General features: G+C 72.4%; 8 protein-coding genes. 1 reads left to right on the top strand and 7 read right to left on the bottom strand.

The annotated features are described in order from the left end of the window. Positions 1 to 53: 53 nt before the first annotated feature. The 7 genes from ABT127_RS39215 to ABT127_RS39185 all read right to left on the bottom strand — a co-directional run bounded on the left by ABT127_RS39215 (position 54) and on the right by ABT127_RS39185 (position 5692). Positions 54 to 893: an oxygenase MpaB family protein gene (locus tag ABT127_RS39215; protein WP_351461363.1), complete on the bottom strand. Its 840-nt coding sequence runs from the start codon at positions 891 to 893 to the stop codon at positions 54 to 56. 60 nt (positions 894 to 953) lie between these two features. Continuing rightward, positions 954 to 1637, bottom strand: coding sequence for a response regulator (locus ABT127_RS39210; protein WP_351461360.1), 684 nt, complete (start codon positions 1635 to 1637; stop codon positions 954 to 956). Then, positions 1630 to 2739, bottom strand: a complete 1110-nt coding sequence (locus tag ABT127_RS39205; RefSeq protein ID WP_502971858.1) for a sensor histidine kinase — start codon at positions 2737 to 2739, stop codon at positions 1630 to 1632. The genes ABT127_RS39210 and ABT127_RS39205 overlap by 8 nt, the downstream gene beginning before the upstream one ends. Before the next feature lie 125 nt (positions 2740 to 2864). Next, positions 2865 to 3407 carry a hypothetical protein gene (locus tag ABT127_RS39200; protein ID WP_351461357.1) on the bottom strand — a complete coding sequence of 181 codons (543 nt, stop codon included), beginning with the start codon at positions 3405 to 3407 and terminating at the stop codon, positions 2865 to 2867. Positions 3408 to 3527: 120 nt separating this feature from the next. After that, positions 3528 to 3815 (bottom strand): hypothetical protein, encoded by a 288-nt coding sequence (locus ABT127_RS39195; protein WP_351461354.1) that lies wholly within the window; start codon positions 3813 to 3815, stop codon positions 3528 to 3530. Positions 3816 to 3881: 66 nt separating this feature from the next. Next, positions 3882 to 4178: a macro domain-containing protein gene (locus ABT127_RS39190; protein ID WP_351461352.1), complete on the bottom strand. Its 297-nt coding sequence runs from the start codon at positions 4176 to 4178 to the stop codon at positions 3882 to 3884. Positions 4179 to 4216: 38 nt separating this feature from the next. After that, complete coding sequence (locus tag ABT127_RS39185) at positions 4217 to 5692, bottom strand: amino acid permease (protein ID WP_351461349.1); 1476 nt, start codon at positions 5690 to 5692, stop codon at positions 4217 to 4219. 279 nt (positions 5693 to 5971) lie between these two features. Between ABT127_RS39185 and ABT127_RS39180 the strand changes: the two genes are divergently transcribed. Beyond that, positions 5972 to 6739 carry a MerR family transcriptional regulator gene (locus tag ABT127_RS39180; protein WP_351461347.1) on the top strand — a complete coding sequence of 256 codons (768 nt, stop codon included), beginning with the start codon at positions 5972 to 5974 and terminating at the stop codon, positions 6737 to 6739. Positions 6740 to 6825: the final 86 nt, after the last annotated feature.

Here is a 6825-nt window from a genome sequence, read left to right as displayed (position 1 = left end):
CGCCCCTGAAGCGAGCTCCGCTCGCCCAGGGGCGCGGGGAACTGCACGACCGATCACGGCAGACGCGCGGCCGCTCTCGCTCGCCGGGCCAGGGGAAGGTACCGGAGGCGTTCGGGGAGTCGGGGCGCGAGCCAGCGGACGAGTACGGCCCAGCGGCGCAGGCGGCGCTCCTGTCGGGCGGACCACGGCAGCCCGATCGCCGCGCGGGCGTCGGGCGGCAGCAGGCCGATCGACAGGAACCGGAGCGTCCGGGCGAGCGCGGGGCGGACCAGCGGCCAGAGCAGACGCAGTACCCGGGGCCCGGGCGGCGCCGGAATGGCCCGGTGGGCGTCCGTGAGCTCGGCGACCACGACGTTCGGCCCGATCTCCCGCGCGAGCATCTGCTCGTAGTACGGCCAGAACTCCTCGGTCGTCTGCGGCATGTCCCGGTCATGGATCCCGAGGATCCGGCCGACCATCAGCCACTCCGCGTAGAACCGCTCGTCCTCCTCCGGTGTGAACGGCCGGGCGAAGTAGCGCCGGGCCCGCCGGGAGACCGGATAGCCGGTGGCGTGCACCCACGCGTAGTGGGCCGGGGTGAGCGCGTGGTAGCGGCGGCCGCGCGGATCGGTGCCGCGGATGTCGCGGTGGACGCGGCGCAGCCGGCGCCCTTCTGCGGCGGCGGCCTCACCCCCGTACACCCAGAGCAGGACCGAGGTCAGCGAGCGCGTGCCGCGTCCCCACGGGTCGGTGCGGAACACCGAGTGGTCGTCGACCCCGGCGCCGACCGCGGGGTGCGCGACCTGGAGGACGAACGCGGCGGGCAGCGCGAGCAGGGAGCGGATGTCGCCCGCGGTGTCCCAGAGGATCCCGCCGGGCGGGGGCGGCGGCGGATCGGGGTCGTGCTGTTTCATGCCGCTTCCTGGACGTCGTGCGGTGCGCTGTGCCTTGTGATCCAGTATGCGACGCGTGCGTCAGGCGAGACCGGCCGCGATGGCGCGGCGCACGGCGTCGGCGCGGTCCCGGATGGCCGCCTTGGCGAAGAGGTTGTTGATGTGGGTCTTCACCGTGGCCTCGCTGATGAAGAGCTTCTCGGCGATGGCCCGGTTCGGCAGGCCCTGGCCGATCAGGGTGAGCACCTCGCGCTCGCGGGGCGTGACGTCGTCGGGCAGCTGCTGCCCGGGCGCCGGGGCCTTGGTGCGGACCGTGGCGAGGAGCCGGTCCTGGACCTCGCGGTCGAGGACGGACTGCCCCGCGGCGGCGGCGCGGATGGCGCGGGTGATGTCCTGGCGCCCGGCGTTCTTGGTGAGGTAGCCCCGGGCCCCGGCGCTCAGGGCGGCCAGGATCGAGTCGTCGTCGGCGAAGGTGGTCAGGACGACGACGGCCACCTCGGGGTGTTCCTCGGCGAGGCGGCGGGTCGTCTCGATGCCGTCCATCACGGGCATCCGCAGATCCATCAGGACGACGTCCACCGGTCCCGCGGCGGCCGCGGTGAGCACCTCGGTGCCGTCGGCGGCGGCCGCGACGACGTCGATGTCGGCGGCCAGGCCGAGGACCGCGGCCAGCGGCTCGCGGACGGCGGCCTGGTCGTCGGCGACGACGACCCTCAGCGTCCGGGCGTTGTCCTGCTGCGTCGCTTCACTCGTCCGGTCACTCATCCGGGATCACTGCCTCCACCTGCCAGCCGCCCTGGTCCGGTCCTTCGGTGACCGGGCCCGCGGTGATCGTCCCACGGAGCAGCGCGACCCGTTCCCGCATGCCGATCAGTCCCATTCCGCTGCCGACGTCCGCGCTCACCGGGCGGGTCGCGGGGCCGTTGCGGATCCTCAGCGTCGTCGATGCCGCGGCGAAGGCCAGCTCCACGCGGACGGCGCCGCCGGGCGCGTGCCGGGTCGCGTTGGTCAGCGCCTCCTGGGCGATGCGCAGCAGGTTCTGGGTGACCCGGGCGGGCACCTGGCGGACGGTCCCGGTGACGGTGAGGGCGTCGTGCCGGCCGGACGACTCGATCATGGCCGTCAGGCTCTCCAGGAGCGGCAGGGAGTCCTCGCGGAGCGCGTGCACGGTCCACTGCGCCTGTTTCAGGCTCTCCTTCACCATGCTGTGCGCCTTCTGGTTCGCCTCGCGGACCCGCTCCAGGTCGCCGGTGTCGATGAGCGCGTCGGCCAGTTCGAGCTGCATGTTGATGCCCGCCAGGGAGTGGGCCAGGACGTCGTGCACGTCGCGGGCGATCCGGCCGCGCTCGGTGAGGACGGCGGCCTGGGCCTCGGCCCGCGCGGCGCGCTCCGCGGACTCGGCGGCCTCGACCACGGCCTGGACGGCGCGGTGGCGGGTGCGGTTGACGATGCCCATCAGGACCGGGCCGCCGGTGGTGAGGCCGAGCGTCCAGGGCAGGAAGTTGTGGCCGGGGCCCAGCCGGAAGAACAGGACGGCGCCGCAGAGCAGGCTGCTCAGCGCGGCGAGGGTGAGGGCCTTGCGGGGTTCGAGCCGGTAGCCGATGTGGCCGACGAGGAAGTACGCGAAGAGGTAGCTGGAGCCGGAGCGGCTGACGCCGATCAGTGCGGCCGCGGCGACGACGCCGCAGGTCAGCCAGGTCAGGGCGACGCGCGGCGGGACCTTCGCCTCGGGCAGGTGGCGGGCGGCGAGGGCGACGCAGTTGACCAGGAGGAGGGCGGCGACGGCGAGGCCGCGGCCGCTGAGGCCCAGCGGGCGGATCGTCCAGACCCCCGCGACGATGACGGCGAGGGTCAGGACCCACTGCACCCGGGGGTCCTGGGTGGGCACGACCCGCGGGCCGTGCTCCTGGTGGGGAGCCGGCCCGGGGGCGGGGACGCTCGGGGTCTCGGGGGCGCTCGGCGCTTCGGACACGGCGTGACCATAACCCACGGTCAGGCCGCGCGGTCGAGAGCCGGTGCGGTCGCGGCGGTCGCCGTCTGTCGCCCGTCGCGGTGCACCAGGCGGCTCCGGACGAAGATCGTGGCCACGCGCGTGACGACCTCGGTGAGCGCCATCAGGACGAAGGCCGCGACCCAGGCCTGATCGCTGGTGATGTGGTGGGTGAGGCTGAAGCGGGCCACGTCGTCGGCGCCGCCGTGCTGGACCCACAGCTGGAAGCCCATCCGGGCCCCCATGCCGAGCACCCACAGGACCGCGGAGACGGCACCGGCCTTGATCAGCAGGTGTCCGCCCGCGGGGCGGATCCGGGTGTAGACGCCGCCCGCGATGCCGAGCGCGGCGCCGATGGCCGTCAGCGCGCCGATCAGCACCAGGTCGTTGCCCGCCGTGGGCACGCTGTCGAGGTAGCTGTGGGCCACGAAGGCCACGATCCCCAGCGGGATCAGGAAGGTCTTGAGGTCGAGGCGGCCTTCCCGCAGTTGCCGGAAGACGACGAGGACGAGGGCGATGTCGGTGATCCAGTCGGTGGTTGTCATGCCCTCAAGACTGGCGATCCGGGGCGCGTGACGCCTGGACCCACGGGTGGAACGGAAGGTGGAGATGCCCGGTCGCCGGGGTCCACCCCGTGCGCCGCCCGGGTCCACCGGACCGGCCGGCTACTCCTCGCTCCCGTACCGCTTGGCCAGGTCCGAGGCGACTTCGGAGACGCGGGTGCACAGGTCCGTGACGGCCGCGGTGTGCGCGGGGTCGGCCGGGGTGGAGTGGGTCGGCACGACGTGGGCCCGCAGGCACGGCACGGGTGTCGGTGGCGGTGCGGCGGCCTGGACGGGCCCGGGGTGCCGGGACCACAGCCGGGCCGAGCCGACGAGTGCGGTCGACAACAAGGCCGCGAAGGAGGCAAGCTGCCCGGTCTTCAGGTGAACGTCCCACAGGATCAGGGCCATGTCTGTGTCCTACCCGATCGGCGCGCACGGCCAACTCCCCGGGCGCACGGGCCGGTTCACACCGGGTCAGCCTTCGTGGTCATACACGGTCACCGGTATCCCCCGGGCCACGAGCTGCTCCGCTATCAGCGGCTCCACCCGCGACCACGTGCCGCCGGCGAGCCCGCAGCCGATACGCGGCATGTGGACGGAGGCCCCCAGTTCGGCCGCGTGCCCGGCCACCGCGGCCAGGCCCTGCGCGATGGCCTCGTAGCGGACCGGGACGCCCTTGCTGCCGGTGTCGTTGCAGACATGGACGATCAGCCGTGGGCCCTTCGCCGACGGCGCGGTGGCGTCACCTCGGACGTACGTGATCTCCGACATGACGCCACCGTAGGGGCGGGCACTGACAACGGGCCGGGCTACTCGTCCTTCGTGGCGCCGGCGAGCGGCTCGGCGGCCGCCTTGCGGGCGATGTTCCGGCGGGCCCGGAACCAGCCGATGACGAGGAGCAGGGCGACGACCGGGATCAGGCTGAGCGTCTTGCGGCCGGTCTCGGCGTCGTTCCACATGAGGCCGAGGACGAGCAGCAGGAAGACGATCGTGACGATCTCGGTCACCGGCGAGCCGGGCAGCCGGAACGCCGGGCGCTCGACCAGGCCCTGCTTGGCCCTGCGGACGAACGCCAGGTGCGCGACCATGATCATCACCCAGGTGCCGATGATGCCGATGGACGAGATCTCGATGACGATCTCGAAGGCGTCGGCGGGCAGCAGGTAGTTCAGGCCGACGCCCAGGACGCCGACGCCCGCCGTCAGCAGGATGCCGCCGTAGGGCACCTGGCTGCGGTTCATCCGGGCGGTGAACTGCGGGGCGGAGCCCGACATCGCCATGGAGCGCAGGATGCGGCCCGTGGAGTAGAGGCCCGAGTTGAGCGAGGACATGGCGGCGGTCAGCACGACCAGGTTGACGATGTCGCCGATGCCGCCGACACCCAGCTTGGAGAACAGGGTGACGAAGGGGCTCTCGCCCGCCTTGTACGTCGACGAGGGCAGCAGCAGGGCCAGCAGCAGCACGGAGCCGCAGTAGAACAGGCCGACGCGCCACATGATCGAGTTCACCGCGCGCGGGACGACCTTCTGCGGCTCGGCGGTCTCGCCCGCCGCGACGCCGACCAGCTCCAGGGCCGCGTAGGCGAAGACCACGCCTTGCATCACGAGGATCACCGACATGGTGCCGCTGGGCATCCAGCCGCCGTGGTCGGTGATCATGTGCAGCCCGGGTGTCTGGCCGTCGACGGGGTGCTGGGTGGCGATCAGGAAGATGCCCACGAACAGGAAGGCGACGAGCGTCGCCACCTTGACGATCGAGAACCAGAACTCCATCTCGCCGAAGTACTTCACCGAGACGAGGTTGACGGAGAGCACGACCGCGAGGGCGATCAGTGCGAGCACCCACTGCGGGACGGAGGTGAACGCGCTCCAGTACTGGGTGTAGAGCGCGATCGCGGTGATGTCCGCGATGCCCGTCATCGACCAGTTGAGGAAGTACATCCATCCGGCGATGTAGGCGCCCTTCTCGCCGAGGAACTCGCGCGCGTACGACACGAAGGAACCGGAGGAGGGCCGGTAGACGACCATTTCACCGAGGGCGCGCACGACCAGGTACGCGAAGATTCCGCAGACCAGGTAGGCGAAGACGAGCGCGGGGCCCGCGTCGTGCAGGCGGCCGCCGGCACCGAGGAAGAGTCCGGTGCCGATCGCGCCGCCGATGGCGATCATGTTGACGTGACGGCTCTTGAGGGCCTTGCTGTAACCGGCGTCGCCCGCGTCGGCGGGCGTCGGGGGCGCATCCGTGGGGGATGCGTCCACGGCCGTGTTCACGGCGTCCTTGCTCACGTGGGGGTGTCCGCTCTGTGGTGCGCGGGGACGTGGGGTCCCCTGGGTCTGGAAGTACTACGGCCCGCGACACCCCTGACAGCGCGCGGACCGACTGTGCACCTTCCCCCAAAGATCACCGGAAATGCGGTGGTGGAGATCACATAGCGGTCCTTCTCACATGCCGAGAGTGCCTCTTGTGCGCCTGCTCGACCCGGAGTATATGGAGGTTTCACAACATCGGTGTCTCAGCAATACTGTTGAACCCGATCGATACCGAGAGCTAGGCGCGAGGCGGACATGGCGACCGACATCGAGAACAGCGGGGCCGGGCCGGCCGGACCGGAGCCCACGCTGACCGTCGACGAACTGGCGGCGCGGGCCGCCGTCACGGTCCGCACGATCCGCTTCTACAGCACGCGCGGCCTGCTGCCGCCGCCGGTGATCGGTCCGCGCCGGGTCGGCCACTACGGGCAGGAGCACCTGTCGCGGCTCGGCCTCATCGAGGAGTTGCAGCACCAGGGCATGACCCTGTCCGCGATCGAGCGCTATCTGGAGCAGCTGCCGGCGGATCTGAGCGCCGACGATCTCGCCATGCACCGCGCGGTGGTGGCGAGTTGGGCGCCGGACGCGTCGGAGGACCTGGCGCGGGCGGAGCTGGAGCGCCGGTGCGGGCGGCCGCTGTCCGGCACGGATCTGGACCGGCTGTCGGCCATGGGCGTCCTGTCGTACCTGGAGGAGGCGGACGCGTTCCGGGTGGACGTGGGGCAGTTGCGCCTGGGTGTGCAGCTCCTCGACGTGCCGATCGCGCTCGAGACGCTGCTCGCCGCGCGCACGCTCCTGCTGGAGCACACCCGGCGGGCGGCGCACGATCTGTCCCGGCTCTTCCAGGACGAGGTGTGGGCTCCGTACCGGGAGCGCGAGGCGGCTCCCGGGGACCCGGGGCACGTGTCGGCGATGCGGTCGCTGTCGGCCCACATGCAGCCGCTGGTGGTGCAGGCGCTGGTGACGGCGTTCCAGCGGTCGCTGCGCGAGGAGCTGCGGGCCGCGTTCAGAAGCGCCGGGTGAACGGCGGTGGGGGGGGGGGGGGGGCGCCCGGGGGGGCCCCCCCCCCCCCCCCCCCGCCCGCCCCCCCGCGGGCCGCAAGCACACCC

This window comes from Streptomyces sp. NPDC001904, assembly GCF_040297005.1.
GTDB lineage: Bacteria > Actinomycetota > Actinomycetes > Streptomycetales > Streptomycetaceae > Streptomyces.
The sequence above is the reverse complement of the archived record's forward strand: the minus strand, read 5'-3'. Positions and strand labels throughout refer to the sequence as shown.